This is a genomic window from Serratia sp. CY32780 (genome assembly GCF_052169135.1).
Taxonomy (GTDB): Bacteria; Pseudomonadota; Gammaproteobacteria; order Enterobacterales; family Enterobacteriaceae; genus Serratia; species Serratia sarumanii.
Genome location: NZ_JBJNLI010000001.1, coordinates 1,205,817 through 1,228,192 on the forward strand (window position 1 = coordinate 1,205,817; position 22,376 = coordinate 1,228,192).

Genomic DNA, 22,376 nt, shown 5'->3' on the forward strand with positions numbered 1-22,376 from the left:
TAACGCCGCGTTTCAGTCTATTTTTCTGTTGTGAAAAAGTCGCGCTTAGGCTGCGTAATGTTGGAGTGTTGGATGGACGCTTACGCCATAACATGACAGCCGGGAAAGTCACCGGCACGCGATTAATAGCCCCGGCCTTGGCCGGGGTTTTTTATGCCCGCGATCTTAACGCTGGGAGTCCAGCAGTTCGTTGTTTTTCACTACGTCCTGCGCTTTGAGGTAGCTCTCGATCAGCAGTTGATAGGCCGGGAAGATTTTGGTGTAAACCTCGGCCCACTGCTGAGCGTCGGCGCGGTTCCAGCTGCCCTGCAGCTCCGAGGCCACGCCGGCGGTGTCGATCGGCACCACGCCGGCCTGCACCACGCGCGCCAGGGTGATTTCCTGCGCCATTTTCGAGTAGGTGCCGGAGGCGTCGATCACCGCGAACACTTTATAGCCTTCGGCCACCGCGCTGATGGACGGGAAGGCCATGCAGACGCTGGTGATGGTGCCGGCGATGATCAGCGTCTTGCGGCCGGTGGCTTTGACCGCCGCCACGAAGTCCGGGTTGTCCCAGGCGTTGATTTCCCCTTTGCGGGCGACGTATTGCGCGTGCGGCGCATTCTGATGGATTTCCGGGATCAGCGGGCCGTTCGGGCCCTGCGGCACTGAAGCGGTGGTGATCACCGGCAGTTTGCTGAGGGTGGCGATGCTGGCCAGGGCGGCGGCGCGGGCGCGCAGTTCGGTCATCGGCATGTCGGCGACGGTCTGGAACAGGCCGCTCTGGTGGTCGATCAGGAGCATGACCGCGTCATTGGCATCAATAACAGGACGCTGGCCGTTGAAGTTGGCTGGAGTGCTCATGGTTTTTTCCTTCTCTTGTCGTGAGGTCAATGGGTATCTGCTTTGATTGATAAGGCTGAAACTCAGCGCTTGTCTACAGTGTAGGGAGGGGAGAAAAATCCGGTAGACCGCAAAGGCGGGATGCATCGTTCCACAGATGGAACGATTGCGAGACAGGCGAGCGAACCGGCGCTGGGCTAAACTTAAGGTGCATGAGAAACATGCGGCAAGGAGCGCCATCCTGTTTACGGAGTTGACGAGGAGGGCCGCCATCATGGCTTATCGGCATATCGTTGTCGCCACGGATCTCAGCGAAGACGCCGAGTTCCTGCTGGGCAAGGGCGCCAGGCTGGCCGCCGCGCTCAATGCCCAACTTTCCCTGATCTATATCGACATTCATCGCGCCGGTTATTACGTCGATCTGGGCGTGGGCGATTATAACTACACCGATCGCACCTTTTCAGAGCGGGTGAAGAATATGCTCAATGCGATCAAAGGGCAGTCGTCGTATCCGGTTGAAGAGGTGATCGTCAGCCGCGGCGCGTTGACGGAGGAACTGAACCGGGTGGCGAAGGAGAAAGGGTTCGATCTGGTGATCTTCGGCCACCATCACGATGTCTGGAGCCGACTGGTCTCTTCGGCGCGTCAGGCGATCAACGAGCTGAACGTCGATCTGCTGGTGATCCCCATCGAGAAAAAATAGTCGCGGCCGCCTGCGGGCGGCTGCCGTTTTTCATTCACATCGCTTATTTCTGAGCGGCCATAACCGCCTATCCGCAATAGTCCCGCTGGCTGACAATCCGCCAGGAAAATAGTGACAGGCCGGGATTTTATTCTATCCATCAATATGTTGGCCAAAATCCGATAAAGGTTAACCCAGCGCATTGAAATCACTGACATACCTCCTTTTGGTTAATAAACCGCACGTTTTGACTGGCGCTCAGGGGAGGGGCGTCTTATCCTCGGGGCAATGAGATTTGTATGACTTATATAAATACGTTCACATGGAGGAGGTCTCATGCGTTTTGACAATAAAGTCGTGGTTATCACCGGTGCGGGCAATGGCATGGGGGAAGCGGCGGCGCGGCGGTTCTCCGCCGAGGGCGCCATCGTGGTGCTGGCCGACTGGGCTAAAGAGGCGGTAGACAAGGTTGCCGCTTCGCTGCCGAAGGGCCGGGCGATGGCGGTGCATATCGACGTGTCCGATCACGTCGCGGTTGAAAAAATGATGAACGAGGTGGCGGAAAAACTGGGCCGCATCGACGTTCTGCTGAACAACGCCGGCGTACACGTGGCGGGCAGCGTGCTGGAAACCAGCGTCGATGACTGGCGGCGCATCGCCGGGGTCGATATCGACGGCGTGGTGTTCTGCTCCAAATTCGCCTTGCCGCATCTGCTGAAGACCAAGGGCTGCATCGTCAATACCGCGTCGGTGTCCGGCCTGGGCGGCGACTGGGGCGCGGCCTATTACTGCGCGGCGAAAGGCGCGGTGGTCAACCTGACGCGCGCCATGGCGCTGGATCACGGCGGTGACGGCGTGCGTATCAACTCGGTCTGCCCGAGCCTGGTGAAAACCAACATGACCAACGGTTGGCCGCAGGAAATCCGCGACAAGTTCAATGAGCGCATCGCGCTGGGGCGCGCGGCGGAGCCAGAAGAAGTGGCGGCGGTGATGGCGTTTCTGGCCAGCGACGACGCCAGCTTTATCAATGGCGCCAACATTCCGGTCGATGGCGGGGCGACCGCCTCGGACGGCCAACCGAAGATCGTCTAAGCGTTAACGCACAGGCCCGGCCAGGATGACCGGGCCTGCTGTTTTAGACGCCGATGCGGTCGCGCAGCGTGTAGTAGGCCGCGCCGATGGCGGTGAACGGGATCTGCAGATTGCGCCCGCCGAAGAACGGCAGGTGCGGCAGCTTGGCGAAGGCGTCGAAGCGTTCGGCGTCGCCGCGCATCAGCTCGGCGATCAGCTTGCCCGCCAGATGGGTGCAGGTCACGCCGTGGCCGCTGTAGCCCTGCATGTAGTAGACGTTATTCTCCAGCCGGCCGAACTGCGGCATGCGCGACAGCGTCAGCAGGAAGTTGCCGGTCCAGCGATAGTCGATACGCACCCCTTTCAGCTGCGGGAAGGTCTTCAGCAATTTTGGCCGGATCAGGTTGTCGATGTCGTCCGGATCGCGCGCGCCGTACACCACGCCGCCGCCGTACAGCAGGCGATGATCGGCGGTGATGCGGTAGTAATCCAGCAAGTAGTTACAGTCTTCCACGCAGTAGTTCTGCGGGATCAATGCCTGCGCGATCTCCGGCGCCAGCGGCTCGGTGGCCACCACCTGAGTGCCGCACGGCATGCTGCGCTTGGCCAGCCGCGGCTCCAGCTTGTCGCCCAGATAGGCGTTGCCGGCGACGATGACGAAACGCGCCTTCACCTGGCCGTTGGCGGTGCTGATCAGCGCCGGTTCGCCGTGGCGGATGTTCGTCACCGCCGATTGCTCGAAGATGCGCCCGCCCTGCAGGCGGATCGCCTCGGCCTCGCCCAGCGCCAGATTGAGCGGATGGATGTGGCCGCCGCTGTGATCGAGCAGTGCGCCGACGTAGCGATCGCTGGCAACCTCCTGGCGCACCCGGTCCGCATCGAGCAGCTCGAGCTGGGTATTGCCGTAACGTTCCCAGTTGCGTTTTTGCTCGATCAACGCATGGAACTGCTTGTTGTTCAGCGCGGCGAAGATGCCGCCGGGGCGATAGTCGCAGTCGATGGCGTAGCGGCTGATGCGGCTGCGGATGATCTCCGCGCCTTCAAACATCATGCTGCCGAGCAGGCGGGCGCTTTCCGCGCCGTAGCGCTCTTCAATCACATCGATGTCGCGGCTGTAGGAGTTGACCAACTGGCCGCCGTTGCGGCCGCTGGCGCCGAAACCGATGCGCGCCGCTTCCAGCACCACCACGTCGTAACCGGCTTCCACCAGGAACAGCGCGGAGGAGAGGCCGGTATAGCCGCCGCCGATCACGCAGACGTCGCACTCGATCGATTCGTTCAGTTGCGGATAGGGCTGATGTGCGTTGGCCGTGGCCGCATAGTAGCTTTTTACGTGTTCAGTCATGAGATAAGCCCTTATTCCAGCGAGATCCAGGTGGTTTTCAATTCGGTGAACTTGTCCAGCGCGTGCAGCGATTTGTCGCGGCCGTTGCCGCTCTGCTTGTAGCCGCCGAACGGCACGGTCATGTCGCCGTCGTTGTAGTTGTTGACGAACACCGTGCCGGCTTTCAGCTGGCGCGCCATGCGGTGCGCACGGCCCAGATCGCGGGTCCAGACCGCGGCGCCGAGGCCGTAGTCGCTGTCGTTGGCCAGCTGCAGCGCCTGTTGCTCGTCGTCGAAGGTAGTCACCGCCAGCACCGGGCCGAAGATTTCATCGCGCGCCACGCTCATGGCGTTGTTCACCTGGGTGAGGATGGTCGGCCCCAGATAACCGGCGTGGTCGCCCTGCGGATGGTCGCGCCCGTCGAGGAACAGCGCGGCGCCCTGGCTGAGCCCTTGATCGATATAGCCGGCCACTTTCTCGCAGTGGCCGCTGTCGATCAGCGTGCCCATCACCGTGTCGGGATCGAGCGGATCGCCAGGAGCGAAGGCCGCCGCGTGTTTGCGCAGCGCCTGTAGGAATTCCTGCTGAATGCTCGCCTCTACCAGCAGGCGAGTGCCGGCGATGCACACCTGCCCCTGATTATAGAAGATGCCGGCGGCAGCGCTGCGGGCGGCCTGATCCAGATCCGGGCAGTCGGCGAAGACGATATTGGCGCTCTTGCCGCCGGCCTCCAGCCAGACGCGTTTCATGTTCGATTCGCCGGCGTAGATCATCAGCTGCTTCGCCACCGGCGTGGAGCCGGTAAAGGTGAGGGCGTTGACGTCGCGGTGCAGCGCCAGCGCCTTGCCGGCGTCGTGGCCATAGCCGGGCACCACGTTCAGCACGCCGTCCGGCAACCCGGCCTGCTGCGCCAGTTTGCCGAGCAGGATGGCGCTGAGCGGCGATTTTTCGGAGGGTTTGAGCACCACGCTGTTGCCGGCGGCCAGCGCCGGGCCGAGCTTCCAGCAGGCCAGCAGCAGCGGGAAGTTCCAGGGCACGATGGCGCCGACCACGCCGATCGGCTCGCGCTCGATCAGCGCCAGCGCATCGCGGCCGGTGGGGGCGATTTCGCCGTAGACCTTATCGATCGCTTCGGCGTACCAGCGGATGCAGCGAATGGCGCCCGGCACGTCGTCGCGCAGGCTGTGGCGAATCGGTTTGCCGGTGTCCAGCGTTTCCAGCAGCGCCAGCTCTTCGTGATGCTGCTCCATCAGATCGGCGAAGCGCAGCAGCGTGGCTTTGCGCTGCGCCGGGGCGGCCTGCGCCCAGTCGCCGCGTTCAAAGACGGCGCGCGCCGCGCTGACCGCCCGATCGATGTCGGCGGCTTCGCCGCGCGCAACCTGCGCCAGCTCACGGCGCCCGGCGGGATCTTCCACGGCGAAAAATTTCCCCGCGGCGGCCGGCTGGTAGCGGCCGTCGATAAACAACCGGTGCTCAATCTTCAGGGTCTGCGCCCGTTGTTGCCAATACTGCAAATGGTGAAAGTTCATGCCTGGCTCCGTTGATCAGAATGTCGTCGGCGTATGGGCGCTGATAATCCGGCAAATGCGCGCCGACGTGTTGCTGAAACTGTGGGGGATGCCGGTATTGATGGCGTAGCTCTGCCCGGCCAGCAGGTGATAGCTCTGGCCGTTGACCTGCAGCACCACTTCGCCCTCCAGCAGCGTGCCGATCTCTTCCCCCTGATGTTTGATGCGCTCGCCGGTGGTGGTGCCCGGTTCGTAGGTCTCGATCATCATCGCCAGCGTGCGGTTCGGGTCGCCGTTGTGGATCAGCTTCATCGAAACGCCCTGGCTGCCGATTTCGATCAGATCGTCACTGCCTATCACGATCTGCGGCTCCGCCGGTTTTTCCGGCTCGGCGAAAAACGCCGACAGCGACAGACCGTATACCGTCAGCAGCTTTTGCAGCGTACTGATGGCCGGGCTGACCTTATCTTGTTCGATAGTGCTGATGGCGCTGTGGGTTAACCCAGACAGTTCGGCGACCCGGCGCTGCGACAACCCTAATTGTTGACGGATCTGCGACAGACGTTTTCCCGGTGCCAAGCTGACGTCGCTCATGGGCGTTTTTCCTTTTGATAGTTCCGACAGGCGGTGATGAAACCATCAAACAACAGGCGCGACAGGGCGTACTCGTCGCTGTTCCACTCCGGGTGCCACTGCACGCCGAGCGCGAAGGGCTGATCGCGCACGCTGATCGCCTCCACCAGCCCGTCGGCAGCGTGCGCCTCGATGCGCACGCTTGCGCCCAGGGTTTTGGCGCCCTGGCCGTGCAGCGAGTTCACCCAGAATCTGTTGCAATCCGGTATCAGTTGCGAAAGCAGCCCCCCTTCCTGAACGATGACTTCGTGGGCGGGGGCGTATTGCTGTTCCAGCGGCAGGTCGTGGTCTTCACGATGCTCCAGGAGCTCGGGCAGTTCGTACAGGCGGCGATGCAGGGTGCCTTGGGTGGCGACCACCATCTCCTGCATGCCGCGGCAAATGGCGAAAAGGGGAATGCGCCTGTCGAACGCCTGGCGGATCAGCGCCAGGCTCAACGCGTCTCGGCCAGGATCGGCGTCAGGCTCATCGCCGTTTTCACCATAAAGGTGCGGCTGCACATTACTGGGGCTGCCCGGCAGCATAATGCCGTCGAGGCGCGGCAGCAGTTCCGCCAGCATTTCCGGCTCCGCCAGCGCGTGCGGCAGGGCGATCGGCAAGCCGCCGGCGGTGATAACGGCATTCAGGTACTTTTCTTGCAAGGTCTGTGTGAGGTGCCCGTTTAACCTATACCTGCACATGACGACACCGATGACTGGTCTGTTAAATATATTGTCCATGCTATCCCCTTGGTACGTTCGAAATTATGAACGATAAGCATCTCTACCGCCGATTTCGTTCAATATTCTATAAATCTAGCAGTCGATTGGGCAATATTCAAACCAAAAGTAACACTTGCAAAACAAATTTGTTTCATCTACGTTTCATTTGTGGGCATTATATTGAACAAGACGGTCAATAAACATCGACGACAGCAAAACACAAACGGCGGGTGAACCATGCAGACCAACATCGTAGAAGTGGAAAACTTTGTTCAGCACAGTGAAGAGAGACGAAGTAGCGCGTTCCAGCGCGAAGTGAAGAAGTATCTGGAACGTTATCCGTTAACCCAACATGTCGACGTACTGTTGACCGATCTGAACGGCAGCTTCCGCGGCAAACGCATCCCGGTCGGCGGCCTGAACAAACTTGAGAAGGGCTGTTACTTCCCGGCGTCGGTATTTGCGATGGATATTCTCGGCAACGTCGTAGAAGAGGCCGGGTTGGGGCAGGAGCTGGGCGAGCCGGATCACGTGTGCGTGCCGGTGCCGGGCACGCTGACGCCGTCGGCGGCGGACCCGCAATATATCGCGCAGGTGCTGCTCACCATGCTGGATGAAGATGGCACTCCCTTTGACGTTGAACCGCGCAATGTGCTGAACCGAGTGTGGCAGCGTTTGCGTCAGCGCGGGCTTTCCCCCGTGGTAGCGGTAGAGTTGGAGTTCTATCTCATCGATCGTCAACGCGACGCGGAGGGCTATCTGCAGCCGCCGTGCGCGCCGGGCACGCAAGAGCGCAACACCCAAAGCCAGGTGTATTCCGTCGATAACCTCAACCATTTCGCCGACGTGCTGAGCGAGATCGACGAACTGGCGCGTTTGCAGGGCATTCCGGCGGACGGCGCGGTGGCGGAGGCGTCGCCGGGGCAGTTCGAGGTCAACCTGCACCATACCGACGACGTGCTGCAGGCCTGCGATCACGCGCTGGCACTGAAGCGGCTGGTGCGCATGGTGGCCGAGAACCACAATATGCAGGCGACCTTTATGGCCAAGCCGTATGAGGAACACGCCGGCAGCGGCATGCACGTGCACATCAGCATGCTGAACGCGCAGGGCAACAACGTGTTCGCCGACGACGACGGCGAAGATTCGGCGCTGCTGAAACAGGCGCTGGCGGGCATGATCGCCCTGATGCCGTCTTCGATGGCGCTGCTGGCGCCGAACGTCAACGCCTACCGCCGCTTCCAGCCCGGCATGTATGTGCCGACCCAGGCCTCCTGGGGGCATAACAACCGCACCGTGGCGCTGCGCATTCCCTGCGGCGATCGCGACAACCACCGCGTGGAGTATCGCGTGGCGGGCGCCGACGCCAACCCTTATCTGGTGATGGCGGCCATTCTGGCCGGCATCGTCTACGGGCTGGAAACCGCGCTGCCGCTGCCTGAGCCGGTGACCGGCAACGGGCTGGAGCAGGACGGGCTGCCGTTCCCGATCCGCCAGAGTGACGCGCTGTACGAGTTCGAACATCAGCCGGTGCTCAATGCATTGCTGGGCGAACGTTTCAGCCACGTCTATCTGGCCTGCAAAACCGATGAGCTGGTGCAGTTCGAGCGCCTGATCACCGAAACCGAAATTGAGTGGATGCTGAAAAACGCCTGATCCCGCTCACCCTGCGACTACCGCGCGCGTCCGGCGCATTTCATCGGCTCTCCTGTGGCCGGTGAGGCTGCGCGCTGCGGTACTGAATTTCTTCTATCACGGCGTACAGGACGCCGACGAGGAAATAACCATGACTCAGTCATTCCCATGCGCAGACGTTTGCCTGTGCCGCAGTGCCTACGGGCCGGTCGCCGGCCGCCCGACAGTGACCTCAACCCGTTTTTCCCGCCGCCTGAGCAGCAGTTTCCCCGCGGCCTCTCTGAATGACGTTGCACGGTTGACAGCAGAGGACCAAGAGGGGAAATGCCATGACGATTAAAGCCACCGACGGCGGCCCGGCGGGCAAACCGCAGCTGCGCAAATCCCTCAAGCTGTGGCAGGTGGTGATGATGGGCCTGGCCTATCTGACGCCGATGACGGTGTTCGATACCTTCGGCATCGTCTCCGGCCTTACCGACGGCCATGTGCCGACCTCCTATCTGCTGGCGCTGGCCGGCGTGCTGTTCACCGCCATCAGCTACGGCAAACTGGTGCGCCAGTTTCCTACCGCCGGCTCCGCCTACACCTATGCGCAGAAGGCGATCAACCCGCACGTCGGTTTTCTGGTGGGGTGGTCATCGCTGCTCGATTATCTGTTCCTGCCGATGATCAACACGCTGCTGGCGAAGATTTACCTGACCGCGCTGTTCCCGGAAGTGCCGCCCTGGGTGTGGGTGGTGGGCTTCGTTATCCTGATTACCGCCATCAACCTGAAAAGCGTCAATCTGGTGGCCAACTTCAATACCCTGTTCGTGCTGGCGCAGGTGGCGATCATTCTGGTGTTCATCTACCTGGTGGTGCGCGGCCTGCACAACGGCGAGGGGATGGGCACGGTGTGGAGCCTGCGGCCGTTCCTCAGTGAGAATGCGCACCTGCTGCCGATCATTACCGGCGCCACTATCCTGTGCTTCTCGTTCCTCGGCTTTGACGCGGTCACCACGCTGTGCGAAGAGACGCCCGACGCCGCCAAGGTGATCCCGCGCGCCATCTTCCTGACCGCGCTGTACGGCGGGGTGATCTTTATCAGCGTGTCGTTCTTCATCCAGCTGTTTTTCCCGACCATTCAGCGTTTCCACCAGCCCGATGCCGCGCTGCCGGAGATCGCGCTGTACGTCGGCGGCAAGCTGTTCCAGTCGATCTTCCTGTGCGTGACCTTTATCAACACGCTGGCCTCCGGCCTGGCGTCGCACGCCAGCGTGTCGCGCCTGCTGTACGTGATGGGGCGTGACAACGTGTTCCCGGAGAAATTCTTCGGCTACATCCACCCTAAATGGCGCACGCCGGCGCTCAACGTGCTGATGGTCGGGCTGGTGGCGCTGTCGGCGCTGTCGTTCGATCTGGTGACCGCCACGGCGCTGATCAACTTTGGCGCGCTGGTGGCCTTTACCTTCGTCAACCTGTCGGTGATCAGCCACTTCTTCATTCGCGAAGGGCGCAACAAAAGCTGGAAGGATCGCTTCAACTTCTTGTTCCTGCCGCTGGTGGGGGCGCTGACGGTAGGGGTGCTGTGGCTGAACCTGGAGAAGAGTTCGCTGACCATGGGGCTGATCTGGGCGACGCTGGGCTTCGGCTATTTGGCCTGGCTGACCCGGCGTTTTCGCCAGCCGCCGCCGCAGCTCGAGCGGCAGCCGCAGCAATAAATTCACAGGCGGGAATTTCCCGCCTTTCTTTTTGGCGCGTGCGGCAGTAGAGTGAAAAACCTGATAAAAAATAACCCATTGGACCCGCCTTATGCCCGCTTTACCCTCGCGTACCCGCGCCACGCTGTTCGGTTTGTTGGCTATTGTGTTATGGAGCAGCGTCGTCGGCCTTATTCGCAGCGTCAGCGAAGGGCTGGGGCCGATCGGCGGCGCGGCGATGATCTACAGCGTCAGCGCGGTGTTTCTGCTGGTGGCGCTCGGCGTGCCTAAATGGCGCAGCTTTCCGCGGCCTTATCTCATCGTCGGCAGCCTGCTGTTCGTCAGCTACGAGATCTGCCTGTCGTTGTCGCTCGGCTACGCCAATACCCGCCTGCAGGCGATAGAAGTGGGCATGATCAACTACCTGTGGCCCTGTTTCACCGTGCTGATGGCGTTGGCGCTCAACGGCCAACAGGCGAAATGGTGGCTGCTGCCGGGGCTGCTGCTGTCGTTGTTCGGCATCGGCTGGATCATGAGCGGCGAGGGCGGCTGGTCGCCGGCGCAGATGCTGGCCAACGTGCGCAGCAATCCGCTCAGCTACGGGCTGGCGTTCAGCGGCGCGGTGATCTGGGCACTGTACTGCAACCTGACCAAGAAGATCGCCCTGGGCAGCAACGGCGTGGTGCTGTTCATCGTGCTGACCGCGCTGGCGCTGTGGCTGAAGTATGCCTTCAGCGCGGAAAGCGGCATGCAGTTCAGCGCCGGCGTGACCGTGACGCTGCTGTGCGCCGGGGTGGCGATGGGGGCGGGGTATGCCGCCTGGAACGTCGGCATTCTGCACGGCAATATGACGCTGCTGGCGACCGTCTCTTATTTTACCCCGGTGCTGTCGGCGGTGTTCGCCGCGCTGGTGTTGCACACCTCGCTGACCGTCAATTTCTGGCAGGGCGTGGCGATGGTCACTCTCGGCTCGCTGATCTGTTGGCGGGCAACCCGTGGAAATTAACGGAAATTATCCGCCGTCGGCGCAATGTTGAACTAGAATTTAACTAGCCAAGTTGCCTGAAGGAACGACGACGATGAGAAGCGACATTCAATTTATTCAACAACCCGAAATCGACGTGCATCACTACGAGCGCGGCGATACCGTGCGCCTGACCACGGCGAATCTACGGCATGAATATCAGCTCGACGTTTATATTTTGCGCCGCGACGACAAGCTGATTTATGGTTCGGTCGTTGCGGCGGCGCCCAAGACCGATATCCCGGTCGCCAGCTGGGAGGTCAAAAACGGCGAAGAGGTGGCGTTCCGCCAGGAAAACATCGCCAAAGCGGTGCCGGCGGTGAACTGATTTCGCTTTGCGTATTTTTTACTGATTTTGATGAAGGCCGACGTTTATACGTCGGCTTTTTCTTTGCCGCGGCTCAATGGCGGGCAGGTGACGCCCTGATGACATTTGGCTCAAAAACTGCGCTAAAAATCGATGCGCATGACAAAAATCACAGCGAATGTGAATTTGCATGAAACATAATTTGACAAATGTGAACGCAATCGATTACCTATTCGCGAAATGCGTAACTGGATCACAGATTCTTACAGTCAGTGGTTTCTATAATGCGCGCGTCATCCGAGTTTCTGTGTGAAGACAACGCCAGGTGTCGGCAGACTCATTGTCATCTTTTCTAAACGGGCAGGAAATGGCCCTTTAAGCATGTGGTAATAAAATGAAAAAAATAGCTCTCGCAGCAGGTGTACTGCTCGCAGCGTCTTACAGTGCATCATCAATGGCTGATAGCAAAGACAGTCAATATGTCTCCGACTGGTGGCACCAGAGCGTCAACGTGGTGGGCAGCTACCACACCCGTTTCGGGCCGCAGCTGAATAACGACGTGTATCTCGAATACGAAGCCTTCGCCAAGAAAGACTGGTTCGATTTCTACGGTTACGTTGACGTGCCGAAGTTCTTCGGTGTGGGCAATACCCCGGATCGCGGCATCTGGGACAAAGGTTCCCCGCTGTTTATGGAGATTGAACCGCGCTTCTCCATCGACAAGCTGACCGGCACCGATCTGAGCTTCGGTCCGTTCAAAGAGTGGTACTTCGCCAACAACTACATCTATGATCTGGGCCACAACGCCGACGGCCGTCAGAACACCTGGTACATGGGTCTGGGCACCGATATCGACACCGGCCTGCCGATGAGCCTGTCGATGAACATCTATGCCAAATACCAGTGGGAAAACTACCAGGCCGCCAACGAGAACAGCTGGGACGGTTACCGCTTCAAGGTGAAATACTTCGTGCCGCTGACCCAGGTGTGGGGCGGCAACCTGAGCTACATCGGCTTCACCAACTTCGACTTCGGTTCCGATCTGGGCAAGGACAGCCATTGGGTTGACGGCACCGGCAAACAGGTGCGCACCAGCAACTCGATCGCCTCCAGCCATATTTTGGCGCTGAACTACGATCATTGGCACTATTCTTTCGTGGCGCGTTACTTCCATAACGGCGGCCAGTGGCAGGATGGCGCGGATATCGGCACCCCGCAGGGCCCGATCAAGTCTACCGGCTGGGGTTATTACCTCGTGGTCGGCTATAACTTCTGATTTTCCGTGTTATCAGAAACAGAAAACCCCGCTTGGCGGGGTTTTTTTTGTCATCACTGGGCTTGTTCAACCGGGAGATGCTTCACCGGCATAAACAGCCTGCCTTTGATCACGTGACATTCATTATTTATCCAACTAATGATTTGTTCACGGCTGACGCCTTCAGACTGCGCGTAACGATGAAGATCGCCGTTAAAGTGGCGAGTGATGTATTCCATGAGGGTCATTTGCACGTCTTTTGCTCCTGAACGCCCACCCGTTGCCAGCCTGGCCACCGCGGGAGGTTGAGGTTTCTCAGACAGCGAATGTAAATTATTGGCAACCAAATCTCAACATAAAGCACCAGATTGGGGCGACAGCGGCGGGAAAAAGAATCCCGCACGGAGAGGCGGGAAGTGTTCGCTATTATCATTATGGATGATAAGAATAAGATTTGAGGTGCGACGAAAAAGAGCATGCTAACTCTTTTTTGTTACCCTCCCACGCTAGCGTAAGGCTTATTTTTCTTCAAGAAAAATCTGAGGTAAGCTTCGGAATTCTCGAGGCGTGTTGCGTTGAAACAAACTATTGGCGCGACTGCCGTCAAACCGCACCGTTATCTCGGAGTTTTCCTTATACTTCGTCCGGAAAAGACCCGCTATAGTCAACAGAGTCCCCCCAAGCAGGAATACACAACATGAACAAACGTCGTACGACCCTCACGGTGTTGGCGCTGATCGCGTCGCTGGGGTTGTCATCCGCCCCGGCCCTGGCTGACAAAGGCGGCAATGGTAACGGCAACGGTAATGGCCATGGCAACAGCGGCAATCACGGTAATAGTGGTAACCATGGCAACAACGGCAACAAAGTCAATAAAGATAAAGGCGGCTATAGAAACGACGATAATCTGGTTTCCGTCAGCCTCTCGCGCGACCGCGCCCGTTCGCTGGCGCGCAACTACGGCCTGACCGGCTACAGCTCGCTGCCACCGGGCATCGCCAAGAATCTGGCGCGCGGTAAACCGCTGCCGCCGGGCATCGCCAAAAAAGTGGTGCCTTACTCGATGCTGCGCGATCTGCCGCAGTACCCGGGTTATGAGTGGCGTATCGCCGGCGACGATCTGGTGCTGGTCGCACTCAGCACCGCGATTGTGGCTTCCGTCATCAACGGCGTGTTCGACTAAGGTTTGTCGAGCGTTATCGGGCCTCGCTGCGGCGGGGCCTTTTTATTTGCCAGCGCGGGGCGGACGTGGTGAACTTTGGGCCTTACGTTTTCACTGCATCATAAGGGAGGCACCATGTTCAGGGCGTTATTGATAGCCTGCTGTTTGACCAGTTTTCCCGCGTTGGCCGACGGCGCCGCCGCCATCGGCGAACTGGTGAACCAACGGCTGTCGTTGATGAAAGACGTTGCCGGTTACAAGGCGCAGCAGCATTTGCCGATCGAAGACCTGGCGCAGGAGGCGAAGGTGTTGGCCAGCGCGCAGGCGGAGGCGGGGCGTTTGGGGTTGGAGCCCGCGTCGGTGCGGCCTTTTATCGCCGCGCAGATGAACGCCGCCAAGGCGATTCAGTACCGCTATCGCGCCGACTGGCTGGCGAGCCCGGAACCCGGCTGGCAGCCGCGGCCGTTGGCGCAGGTGCGCCCGCAGATCGCACAGTTGAGCAGCCAGATATTGCAACGGCTGGCGGAGCGGCTGCGCGCCGGCCCGCTCGGCGAGGCGGATCGGGCGGCGTTTATGGCGTCCGTGGATCAGATGAATCTCAGCGCCGCCGACAAACGGCGGCTGGCGGATGCGCTGCTGGCGGTCAGAACCGGCAGCGCAGGCTGAGCGTCAGTCGCGGCCGACGGCGCTGCGGCGGAAGGTCAGCATCCGGCTGCGGTTGGCGATGAGATCCACGTTGTAACCGCGGAAATAGAGACAAAAGCGTTTCAACCACGGTCCGTCCTGGCACTCCACCAGCATGCGGCCCTGGCCGAGCGGGCTGAGCGTTCCGGTCTGCGCCGCCGGGCCGACGCCGATATGTACCCGATCGCCACGAATTTCAAAGGCGGTGCGATAGTGCGGGTGATACCACAGTCCCTGCACATGCTTCAGGCAGTCGCCATTGGCCGAGACCGGCAGAAAACGGCGCGCCACATGCCCGACTTCGCCCTCGACCGCTTCGCCGGTCCACTTCAATTTGATTGGCATATGGGCGGACAGCGACACCGCGTAGCCGTCTTCGCCCTGATACAGCGGTTCACCGCTGCCCAAATAGGCCAGGTTGCCGTCTTTGACCTCCAGCCAGTGTGGTTCGGCCAGCGTGGCGTAGAGGCCGTCGGGGATCGCCGTGCTGCGCTGCGGCAGCGGTTCGCCGAGCAGCGCCGCCATCACCTGCAAAGCCATACCGAAACTGTCGCAGTCTTCGCGGTTGGCCACCAGCGCGACGCCGGCCTGGCGATCGGGCGCCAGCAGGAAATAGGTTTTGTAACCGGCGTGGGAGCCGCCGTGGCCGAGCAAGCGCCGGCGGCCCAGCGGGGTTTGCGCCAGCCCCAGGCCATAGGCGCTGAGCTGGCCCTGATTGAGGCGGCGCGGTGCGCCGAGTTGCGCCAGCACGCCCTGGCCCGGGCCCTCGTCGGCCAGCAGCGTTTGCAGCCAGCGGGTGAGGGCGTGGAGGCTGCCGGTCAGGCTGCCGGAGGCGGAAAGATGCAGGCCGGCGCTGGCGTGTTGCCAGCCCTGCGGCGCTCGCCAGTAACCCGGCACCAACCCTGGCACCACGTCGAACCAGCTTTCCGGCGCCCGCATCTGCACCTGCAGCGGCCGGGCGATGTGCTGTTGCACCAGTTGGTCGAAATCATACCCTTTGCTGCGCAGCGCGGCCTCCAGCAGCCGATAGCCGGTATTGCTGTAGGCGATCTCGCTGCCGGCTTCGTAGTTCAATCTTTCCAACCCCTCGACAAACTGCATCACCGGCTGCGCCTCGCTGACGGCGTGCAGCGAGATGCCGAGCAGGCCGAGCGTCTCGCGCACGTCGGGCAGGCCGCCGGTCATGTCCAGCGCCTGGCCGACGGTGACGTCCGCCAGCGCAGGCTGCAGGGCGGGCAGCAGTTCGCCCAGGCGCTGTTCGAGCCGAATGGCGCTGCCGGTGGCGTTCAGCGCCAGCGCGGCAAAGATGTGCTTGGTCACTGAGGCGTAGCGCACCACGCTGTCGGCGGTGAAGGGGGTATTCTGCGCCAGATCGGCCAGGCCGGCGCAGGCGGTGGCGCGGAGTTGTTCGGCGTCAAACAGGGTGATGGCGCCGCCGGGTTCGCCATGCCGTTGCCAGCCGGCCAGCAATTGTTCGGCAACGGCGCCGGCAGCGCGCCAGTTTAACGGTGTTACAGACATAGGGCCTCCAGAGTGATGGTTCGAAACGGGCCAGCTCGGCCACACGCCGCCCGGCGCTGACGAGGAGCGCGGGCTTTTCGGCTGATTGTGGCGCAGTGCGTTTTTCGTCGGCCGCTGTTTTGTGCGCTGTTTAGACCAGTCGGTGGGGAATCACGCGAAACTTTGATATGGCGCGCAGAACGCGGCTGACGATGCGGTTAAAGGCAGGGGGAGAGACAGGCGCCCGGCGGCGCCTGCAGAGGGGATCAGTTGAGTCTGGCGGCGCCGTCCAACAGGCCTTCAATCATCTGCTTGAGCAGGCGCTGCAGCGAGGCGGCGCGCTGCGGTTCGAACGCGTAAGGATACTGTTCGGACATGTAGTTCACCTGCGCCAGCTCAAGCTGGATCGCATGCTGTTGCTGCTGCGGCTGGCCGTAGGCGCGGGTGATGTAACCGCCCTTGAAGCGGCCGTTCAGCACGTGGGTGTATTGCTGTTGCTGCTCGCAGCAGGCGACCAGCCGATCGCTCAGCGCCTGGGCGCAGCTTTCGCCGCCGTTGGTGCCGAGATTGAGATCCGGCAGCTTGCCCTCGAACAGCCGCGGGATCACCGAGGCGATGGAGTGCGCGTCGAACAGCAGCGCATAGCCGTGCCGCGCTTTGAGGCGCGCCAGTTCGTCTTGCAGCTGCTGATGATAAGGTTGCCAAATTTGCTGCAGATAGCCGGCGCGCTCTGCGTCCGTCGGTGCTTTGCCCGGCAGGAAGCTTGGACGGCCGTCGAACAGCACGTCGGGATACAGACCGGTGGTGGCGGTGGTGTACAGCGGCTTGTCGTCCGCCGGGCGGTTCAGATCGATGACGAAGCGCGAATAGTTGCCGACCAGCACGCTGGCGCCCATCGCCCGGGCGAACTCGTACAGCTGTGGTATGTGCCAGTCGGTATCGGGCAGCGGGCGGGCGTCGTCGGTCAGCCCGGCTTCGACCGCCGGCGTCAGTTGCGTGCCGGCGTGCGGGATGCTGATCAGCAGCGGCAGGCTGCCGGTCTGGAAGCTAAAAGGATCGCGAATGGTCATTGACGTACTTCTCCTCGGAAAATCACCGTACAGGGCAGCTGACCGCCCAACCAATAAGCCAGTTCCGCCGGCCGCGACAGCGGCCAGTGAACGAAGTCCGCCACCTTGCCGGTTTCCAGCGTGCCGTGGCTGTGTTGCAGCCCCAGCGCTTTGGCGGCGTGGGTGGTGACGCCCGCCAACGCTTCTTCCGGCGTCAGGCGGAACAGCGTGCAGGCCATGTTGATCATCAGGCGCAGCGACAGCGCCGGCGAGGTGCCGGGGTTGGCGTCGCTGGCGATCGCCATCGCCACCTGGTGCTTGCGGAACAGCTCCACCGGCGGGCACTGGGTTTCGCGCAGCAGGTAATAGGCGCCGGGCAGCAGCACCGCCACGGTGCCGGCGTCGCCCATGGCGCGGGCATCTTGTTCGGTGGCGTATTCGAGATGGTCGGCGGAAAGCGCGTGATGGCGCGCCGCCAGCGTGCTGCCGCCGAGGGCGGAGAGCTGCTCGGCGTGCAGCTTGACCGGCAAACCGGCGGCTTCGGCGGCGGCGAAGACCCGCTCCACCTGCGCCGGCGAGAACGCCAGATGTTCGCAGAAGGCGTCAACCGCATCCGCCAGGCCGGCTGCCGCCGCCTGCGGGATGATGGTGTCGCAGACCAGATTGATGTAGTCGTCGGCGCGGTTGGCGTATTCCGGCGGCAGCGCATGGGCCGACAGACAGGTGGTTTTCACCTCGACCGGCAGCAACTCGCCCAACTTGCGCGCCACCCGCAGCATCTTCAGTTCGCTTTCCGGGCTGAGGCCGTAACCGGATTTGATCTCCACGCAGGTGACGCCTTCCGCCAGCAGCGGCCGCAGGCGGAACAGCGCCTGCTCCAGCAGCAGCGCTTCATCGGCCGCGCGGGTGGCTTTCACCGTGGAAATGATGCCGCCGCCCTGCGCGGCGATCTCGGCGTAGCTCACGCCGTTCAGCCGCTGTTCGAACTCGCCGCTGCGATTGCCGCCGAACACCAGGTGCGTGTGGCAGTCAACAAAACCGGGGGTGATAATGCCGCCGTCGAATTTCACCGTTTCGTCCGCGATCAGGCCGGACGGCAGCGCCGCATGTTCGCCAATCCAGACGATCTTGCCGTCGCGCACGGCGATCGCGCCGTCGGTCAGGGTGTGATACTTGCCGTCGCGCATGGTGACGATATCGGCGCCGTGCCACAGGCTGTCACAGTGAATCTCAGACGTCATTGCTTTCCTCCGCCGGAGCCGCAGCTCCCACATGGTTGTATATACAATTAAAAACAACCTAACGCATTCATCGGGATGTCACAAGAGGCGGGCGAAATTTTGTTATCAGGATGTGATCGATAGCGGAGATGCAGGCGCAGGGCGCGCCTGCCGGGGATCAGACTTCGCTGGTGAAGCGGCCGAACAGTTGATAACGGCTGCCGGGGTACAGCAGCCGGGCCGAGGTCACCACGGTTTTGCCGGACCAGGTGCGGCGATGGATCAGCAGACCGGGTTCATGGTCTTCCAGCTGCAGCAGCTCGCGCTCACGCCGGGTGGGGATCACCGCTTCGACGATGTGTTCGCCGGCGGTCAGCGGCGCGGCCTGCGTCAGGTAGGTGTAAGGCGTGACGCGGTCGAAATCCTGCTTCAGGTAATCCGGCGCCACCAGCGGGTTGACGCAGCGGTCTTCCACCTGCACCGGCACATCGTTTTCGTAATGCACGATCTGCGAATAGAACAGCCGTTGGCCGGGGTGAATGCCCAGCGCCGTCGCTTCTTCCTCGCTGGCCGCACGGGCCTTCAGCTCGAGGATCTTGCTGCTGTGACGATGGCCGCGCGCGGCGATCTCATCGGCGATGTTGTGCACTTCCAGCAGCGCGGTATGCGCTTTGGCTTCGGCGACGAAGGTGCCGACGCCCTGCATGCGAATCAAAAAACCTTCGCTGGTCAGCTCGCGCAGCGCGCGGTTGATGGTCATGCGGCTGACGCCCAGTTCCGCCACCAGTTCACTTTCGGAGGGCACGCGCTGGTGCGGTTGCCAATGCCCCGCACGGATTTGATTCACGATCGCCTGTTTGACCCGTTGGTAGATCGGGGCGGGGGCATCGCTCATTGCAGCCGCCAGTTGTAACACGGTCTGTTGTTCAGCCACGACGTTAACCTCGTCAAATAAAAAAATAATAACACCAGTTTACTGTTGATGTCGGCGTATGTATATGTATATACAACTAGTGGCCGTCGCGCCAGAAACTTGCCGGCGGCCGCCAAAAATTCCCGAAGGCGCGCCATCGCCGCGCCTCATTCGCCGTTACACCAACAGTGGAATACTGCCATGCCTGCTTATTTTGCCCCACGCGCTTTGCTCCCTGAGGGCTGGGCGCATAACGTCCGGCTGGACGTCGATGCGCAAGGTTATCTGACTCAAGTTACCGCCGACGCTGAGCCGCAAGGCTGCACCCGGCTGCACGGCGACGCGGTGCCGGGCATGCCGAACCTGCACTCCCACGCTTTCCAGCGCGCGATGGCCGGGCTGGCGGAAGTGGCGGGCAACCCGCAGGACAGCTTCTGGACCTGGCGCGATCTGATGTACCGCCTGGTGCAGCGCCTGACGCCGGAGCAGGTGGAGGTAGTCGCCCGTCAACTGTATATCGAAATGCTCAAGGGCGGATACACCCAGGTGGCCGAATTCCATTATCTGCATCACGACGCCGACGGCAAGCCTTACGCCGATCGCGGTGAGATGACCGGCCGCCTCAGCGAGGCCGCGCATCAGGCCGGCATCGGCATGACGATGCTGCCGGTGCTGTACAGCTACGCCGGTTTCGGCGCGCAGCCGGCGCAGCCGGGGCAGAAACGTTTTATCCAGGATACCGAAAGCTATCTGCACCAGCAGCAGGTGATTGCCCGCCAGTTGGCGGATCGTCCGTTGCAGAATCAGGGGCTGTGCTTCCACTCGCTGCGTGCGGTGGAGCTGGGCCAGATGCAGCAGATTTTGGCCGCGTCGGATCGCACTTTGCCGGTGCATATTCACATCGCCGAGCAGCAAAAAGAGGTGAACGACTGCCTGGCGTGGAGCGGGCAGCGCCCGGTGGCCTGGCTGTATGACCATCTGCCGGTCGATCAGCGTTGGTGCCTGGTGCATGCCACCCATCTGGATCGCGACGAGCTGGAAGCGCTGGCGCGCAGCCGCGCGGTGGCCGGCCTGTGCCTGACCACCGAAGCCAACCTCGGCGACGGCATCTTCCCCGGCGACGCTTACCTGCAGCAGCAGGGGCGCTGGGGCATCGGTTCCGACAGCCACGTTTCGCTCAACGTGGTGGAAGAGCTGCGCTGGTTCGAATACGGCCAGCGGCTGCGCGATCAGCGCCGCAACCGTCTGACGACGCCGGAACAGTCGGCGGTGGGCGATGTGCTGTACCTGCAGGCGCTGCAGGGCGGTGCGCAGGCGTGCGGCGCGCCGATCGGCCGGTTGCAGAGCGGCTATCGCGCCGACTGGCTGGTGCTGGACGGCGACGATCCGTATCTGGCGGCGGCGCCGGACGCCTCGATCCTCAACCGCTGGCTGTTCGCCGGCGGTAAAGAGCAAATTCGCGACGTGTTCGTCGGCGGCCGGCAGGTGATCGAGCAGGGGCGGCACGCGCTACAGCAGCAGAGCAGCGCCGAGTTCCTGCAGGTGCTGAAAACCTTTCAGCAGGAGGCGTAATGAGCCTGACCCGTTTTAGCTTCGCCGCGCTGCCGGTCAGCCCGTGGCGCAACGGCGGTGGGGAAACCCGTGAAATCGTCAGCTGGCCGCCGGGCGCGCAGGATTTTGACTGGCGCGCCAGCATCGCCACCATCGCACAGGACGGACCGTTTTCCGCCTTTGCAGGCATCGATCGTTCGATCACGCTGCTGGAAGGCGACGGCGTGCGGCTGTTCAGCGCCGGGCATATCGACCATCAATTGGCGCGCGTCGGGGAGCCGTTCGCGTTCTCCGGCGACGTGGCGCTGGAAGCGATGCTGCTGGGCGGCGCCAGTCAGGATTTCAACATCATGACGCGCCGCGGCCGGCAGGCGGCCGAGGTGCGGCGCAGCACGGCGCCCGTCACCCTGCCGTCCAACCGGGCGGGCGTGCTGTATGTGCTGAGTGGGGTCTGGTCGCTGCCGGGGGGCGGCGAACTGCGGGCACGCGAGGGCGTCTGGTGGGCGGCGCAGGCGGCGGGCGGTGAAGTGGCGCCGCTGACGGCCGACGGCGCTATTCTGTGGGCGAACATCACAGCCTGCTAACGCAGAGTAGAGTCCTGCGCCCGGTTATGGGATTATTCACTTTTCCCCATTAATCATAAAGAAGGGCGCATGGCTTCGCTGAAAGACGTCGCAAAACTTGCCGGAGTCTCGTTGATGACGGTGTCCCGCGCCATCAATGAACCCGGCAAGCTGCGGCCGGAAACCTACCGCCGCGTCAAACAGGCTATCGACCAGTTGGACTACGTGCCGGATCTGTCGGCGCGGCGTATTCGCGGTGACGGAAATCGCGTGCAGACGCTCGGCGTGCTGGCGCTGGACACCGCCACGACGCCGTTCTCGGTGGAAATGATCCTGTCGATTGAGAAAACCGCGCGCGAGCGAGGCTGGAACAGCTTCGTCGTCAACCTGTTTGCCGACGACAACGCCGAACAGACCGTCGATCTGCTGCTAGCGCATCGTCCGGATGGGGTGATCTTCACCACGATGGGGCTGCGCGAGGTGACATTGCCGGCCAAACTGCTGGACAAAAAGCTGGTGCTGGCCAACTGCGTCAGCCCGGCGCATTCGATCGCCAGCTACATTCCTGATGACGAGCAAGGGCAGTATGACGCCATGCGCGCGCTGATCGCCAAAGGCTATCGCGCGCCACTGTGCATTCATTTACCGGCGGATACGCTGGCGGCGGGCCTGCGCCGTCGCGGTCTGGAACGCGCCTGGCGCGAAGCGGGGCGCGATGTTGAACAACTGCGGCAGTATCATCTCGATCTGAGCGGCGGCGACCAAAGCTATCGCGACTGCGTCGCGCTGCTGGAGCGGCATTTCTCTGCAGGCAGGCGCGATTGCGATGTCGTGGTGTGCGGGAACGATCGGATAGCCTTTCTGGTGTATCAGGTATTGCTGGCGCAAGGATGGCGGATACCGCAACAGGTAGCGGTGCTGGGTTACGACAATATGGTCGGCACCGGCGAGCTGTTCCTGCCGGCATTGACGACGGTGCAACTGCCGCATTACGAGCTGGGCCGCCTTGCGGCGCTGCATGTGATTGAGCAGCGGGAGCAGCGTGAGACGGTGAAAGTGCCTTGCCCGCTGTTGGAGCGTGGTTCGCTGTAAG

22 protein-coding genes are annotated in these 22,376 nt (G+C 61.8%); 12 read left to right on the forward strand and 10 right to left on the reverse strand.

Features of this window, described 5'->3' with window-relative positions:
• Nucleotides 1-165: 165 nt before the first annotated feature.
• Complete coding sequence (locus ACJ8HH_RS05955) at nt 166-843, reverse strand: isochorismatase family protein (RefSeq protein ID WP_016928046.1); 678 nt, start codon at nt 841-843, stop codon at nt 166-168.
• 253 nt (nt 844-1,096) lie between these two features.
• Between ACJ8HH_RS05955 and ACJ8HH_RS05960 the strand changes: the two genes are divergently transcribed.
• Nucleotides 1,097-1,525 carry a universal stress protein gene (locus ACJ8HH_RS05960; protein WP_033638240.1) on the forward strand — a complete coding sequence of 143 codons (429 nt, stop codon included), beginning with the start codon at nt 1,097-1,099 and terminating at the stop codon, nt 1,523-1,525.
• Nucleotides 1,526-1,840: 315 nt separating this feature from the next.
• Complete coding sequence (locus ACJ8HH_RS05965; RefSeq protein WP_025302549.1) at nt 1,841-2,596, forward strand: SDR family NAD(P)-dependent oxidoreductase; 756 nt, start codon at nt 1,841-1,843, stop codon at nt 2,594-2,596.
• 43 nt (nt 2,597-2,639) lie between these two features.
• Here the strand turns inward: ACJ8HH_RS05965 and ACJ8HH_RS05970 are convergent, their stop codons facing one another.
• The 4 genes from ACJ8HH_RS05970 to puuD are packed head-to-tail and all read right to left on the reverse strand — an operon-like array spanning nt 2,640 to nt 6,759.
• A complete protein-coding gene (locus tag ACJ8HH_RS05970) occupies nt 2,640-3,920 on the reverse strand; it encodes an NAD(P)/FAD-dependent oxidoreductase (protein WP_060428556.1) in 1,281 nt (426 codons plus the stop codon).
• A gap of 11 nt (nt 3,921-3,931) precedes the next feature.
• Nucleotides 3,932-5,428, reverse strand: a complete 1,497-nt coding sequence (gene puuC / locus ACJ8HH_RS05975) for an aldehyde dehydrogenase PuuC (RefSeq protein ID WP_197766180.1) — start codon at nt 5,426-5,428, stop codon at nt 3,932-3,934.
• Between the two features lie 15 nt (nt 5,429-5,443).
• Nucleotides 5,444-6,001, reverse strand: a complete 558-nt coding sequence (puuR, locus tag ACJ8HH_RS05980) for an HTH-type transcriptional regulator PuuR (protein WP_033638246.1) — start codon at nt 5,999-6,001, stop codon at nt 5,444-5,446.
• Nucleotides 5,998-6,759: a gamma-glutamyl-gamma-aminobutyrate hydrolase gene (puuD, locus tag ACJ8HH_RS05985; RefSeq protein ID WP_039566470.1), complete on the reverse strand. Its 762-nt coding sequence runs from the start codon at nt 6,757-6,759 to the stop codon at nt 5,998-6,000. The genes puuR and puuD overlap by 4 nt, the downstream gene beginning before the upstream one ends.
• 219 nt (nt 6,760-6,978) lie before the next feature.
• On the opposite strand from puuD, the gene ACJ8HH_RS05990 reads away from it, so the two are divergent.
• The 5 genes from ACJ8HH_RS05990 (at nt 6,979) to ACJ8HH_RS06010 (ending at nt 12,662) form a co-directional block, all read left to right on the forward strand.
• Nucleotides 6,979-8,397 carry a glutamine synthetase family protein gene (locus ACJ8HH_RS05990; protein ID WP_033646355.1) on the forward strand — a complete coding sequence of 473 codons (1,419 nt, stop codon included), beginning with the start codon at nt 6,979-6,981 and terminating at the stop codon, nt 8,395-8,397.
• 308 nt (nt 8,398-8,705) lie between these two features.
• Nucleotides 8,706-10,076 carry an APC family permease gene (locus ACJ8HH_RS05995; RefSeq protein ID WP_033646354.1) on the forward strand — a complete coding sequence of 457 codons (1,371 nt, stop codon included), beginning with the start codon at nt 8,706-8,708 and terminating at the stop codon, nt 10,074-10,076.
• A gap of 91 nt (nt 10,077-10,167) precedes the next feature.
• Entirely contained in the window at nt 10,168-11,061 is an 894-nt protein-coding gene (yddG, locus tag ACJ8HH_RS06000) for an aromatic amino acid DMT transporter YddG (RefSeq protein ID WP_197766181.1), read from the forward strand.
• 73 nt (nt 11,062-11,134) lie between these two features.
• Complete coding sequence (locus ACJ8HH_RS06005) at nt 11,135-11,407, forward strand: hypothetical protein (protein WP_004941292.1); 273 nt, start codon at nt 11,135-11,137, stop codon at nt 11,405-11,407.
• Nucleotides 11,408-11,780: 373 nt separating this feature from the next.
• The gene (locus ACJ8HH_RS06010) at nt 11,781-12,662 is read left to right on the forward strand and encodes a nucleoside-specific channel-forming protein Tsx (protein ID WP_004941293.1); all 882 of its coding nucleotides are present in this window, start codon (nt 11,781-11,783) and stop codon (nt 12,660-12,662) included.
• Nucleotides 12,663-12,715: 53 nt separating this feature from the next.
• Here ACJ8HH_RS06010 and ACJ8HH_RS06015 read toward each other — a convergent pair whose 3' ends face one another.
• Nucleotides 12,716-12,895: a hypothetical protein gene (locus ACJ8HH_RS06015; protein ID WP_025160261.1), complete on the reverse strand. Its 180-nt coding sequence runs from the start codon at nt 12,893-12,895 to the stop codon at nt 12,716-12,718.
• A 443-nt stretch (nt 12,896-13,338) separates the two neighbouring features.
• Between ACJ8HH_RS06015 and ACJ8HH_RS06020 the strand changes: the two genes are divergently transcribed.
• Complete coding sequence (locus tag ACJ8HH_RS06020; protein ID WP_197786708.1) at nt 13,339-13,824, forward strand: anti-virulence regulator CigR family protein; 486 nt, start codon at nt 13,339-13,341, stop codon at nt 13,822-13,824.
• Between the two features lie 114 nt (nt 13,825-13,938).
• On the forward strand, nt 13,939-14,469 hold the full coding sequence (locus ACJ8HH_RS06025) for a chorismate mutase (RefSeq protein WP_039566463.1): 531 nt from the start codon (nt 13,939-13,941) through the stop codon (nt 14,467-14,469).
• Between the two features lie 3 nt (nt 14,470-14,472).
• Here the strand turns inward: ACJ8HH_RS06025 and ACJ8HH_RS06030 are convergent, their stop codons facing one another.
• From ACJ8HH_RS06030 to hutC, 4 genes are all read right to left on the reverse strand, one after another.
• The gene (locus tag ACJ8HH_RS06030; RefSeq protein WP_039566460.1) at nt 14,473-16,008 is read right to left on the reverse strand and encodes a serine hydrolase domain-containing protein; all 1,536 of its coding nucleotides are present in this window, start codon (nt 16,006-16,008) and stop codon (nt 14,473-14,475) included.
• A gap of 245 nt (nt 16,009-16,253) precedes the next feature.
• Nucleotides 16,254-17,057 (reverse strand): N-formylglutamate deformylase, encoded by an 804-nt coding sequence (gene hutG, locus ACJ8HH_RS06035; protein WP_033646348.1) that lies wholly within the window; start codon nt 17,055-17,057, stop codon nt 16,254-16,256.
• A complete protein-coding gene (hutI, locus tag ACJ8HH_RS06040; protein WP_164096228.1) occupies nt 17,054-18,277 on the reverse strand; it encodes an imidazolonepropionase in 1,224 nt (407 codons plus the stop codon). The genes hutG and hutI overlap by 4 nt, the downstream gene beginning before the upstream one ends.
• 157 nt (nt 18,278-18,434) lie before the next feature.
• Nucleotides 18,435-19,190 carry a histidine utilization repressor gene (gene hutC / locus ACJ8HH_RS06045; protein WP_033638258.1) on the reverse strand — a complete coding sequence of 252 codons (756 nt, stop codon included), beginning with the start codon at nt 19,188-19,190 and terminating at the stop codon, nt 18,435-18,437.
• A 180-nt stretch (nt 19,191-19,370) separates the two neighbouring features.
• Here hutC and ACJ8HH_RS06050 point away from each other — a divergent pair, with 180 nt between their 5' ends.
• From ACJ8HH_RS06050 to ACJ8HH_RS06060, 3 genes are all read left to right on the forward strand, one after another.
• Nucleotides 19,371-20,741, forward strand: coding sequence for a formimidoylglutamate deiminase (locus ACJ8HH_RS06050; protein WP_089185876.1), 1,371 nt, complete (start codon nt 19,371-19,373; stop codon nt 20,739-20,741).
• On the forward strand, nt 20,741-21,304 hold the full coding sequence (locus tag ACJ8HH_RS06055; protein WP_197766183.1) for a HutD family protein: 564 nt from the start codon (nt 20,741-20,743) through the stop codon (nt 21,302-21,304). Before ACJ8HH_RS06050 ends, ACJ8HH_RS06055 begins: the two co-directional genes overlap by 1 nt.
• Nucleotides 21,305-21,373: 69 nt before the next feature.
• A complete protein-coding gene (locus tag ACJ8HH_RS06060) occupies nt 21,374-22,375 on the forward strand; it encodes a LacI family DNA-binding transcriptional regulator (RefSeq protein ID WP_060387629.1) in 1,002 nt (333 codons plus the stop codon).
• Nucleotide 22,376 lies beyond the last annotated feature (1 nt).